Here is a 902-nt window from a genome sequence, read left to right as displayed (position 1 = left end):
CCAACCAGATGTCGGTGCGCATCGAGCTGCAAGCCGACTGCTTCGCCGGGGTGTGGGCGCATTTCACCGGGCAGAAGGGCATCTTGGAGCAGGGCGATTTCGAAGAGGCGCTCAATGCTGCCCAAAAGATCGGCGACGACACGCTGCAGAAGAAGACGCAGGGCTATGTCGTACCGGAAAGCTTCAACCACGGCACCTCGCAGCAGCGGCAGACCTGGCTGGCGCGTGGTTACAAGAGCGGCAAGCTGTCGGATTGCAACACGCTGAGTGGGCCGATCTGACCAGACCGTTTTCAAGCTTCACCTGCCGGCGATGTTGTCGTCAGGGGGTGTCAGGATGACCAGATTCGGCCTGTTCCCGCATTGTTCCTTGCCGCGAGCTCGCCTATAAGCTGCGTCCGCCTGCGCCTGAGGGCGAGCAGAGGAGCTTGACCCAGCATGATCGACCCCAAAACCGCCAGACGGGGCCTTGCGCTCGTCTTCACCACGCTGCTGCTCGACATTATCGGCTTCGGCATGATCATGCCGGTGCTGCCGGCCTATCTCAGGGAATTGACCGGGGTCAGCATCAGCGGCGCGGCGATCGAAGGCGGCTGGCTGTTCTTCGTCTATGCGGCGATGCAGTTCGTCTTCGCGCCGATCATGGGCGGCTTGAGCGACCGGTTCGGGCGGCGGCCGATCCTGCTCGCCTCGGTGCTGACCTTCTCCATCGACAATCTGATCTGCGCGGTCGCCTGGTCCTACCCGATGCTGTTCATCGGGCGTGTGCTGGCCGGCATTTCAGGCGCAAGCTATTCGACGACTTCAGCCTTCATCGCGGATATCTCGAACGATGAGAACCGGGCAAAGAATTTCGGCCTGCTCGGTATCGCGTTTGGCGTCGGCTTCGTCACCGGGCCGGTT

The 902-nt window shown here is 62.0% G+C and carries 2 protein-coding genes; both read left to right on the top strand.

All coding sequences use genetic code 11. The features are described from left to right. The coding region (locus EN750_RS36590; protein WP_189526762.1) for a neutral zinc metallopeptidase at positions 1-281 on the top strand (281 nt) is incomplete at its 5' end. Positions 282-437: 156 nt separating this feature from the next. After that, on the top strand, positions 438-902 hold a 465-nt coding region (locus EN750_RS36585; protein WP_127399434.1), incomplete at its 3' end, for an MFS transporter.

Origin of the sequence: Mesorhizobium sp. M7A.F.Ca.ET.027.03.2.1 (assembly GCF_003999175.1) — a bacterium.
Classification (GTDB): Bacteria; Pseudomonadota; Alphaproteobacteria; order Rhizobiales; family Rhizobiaceae; genus Mesorhizobium.
Note: the sequence above shows the minus strand (reverse complement) of the source record. Positions and strands in the feature narration are given on the sequence as shown.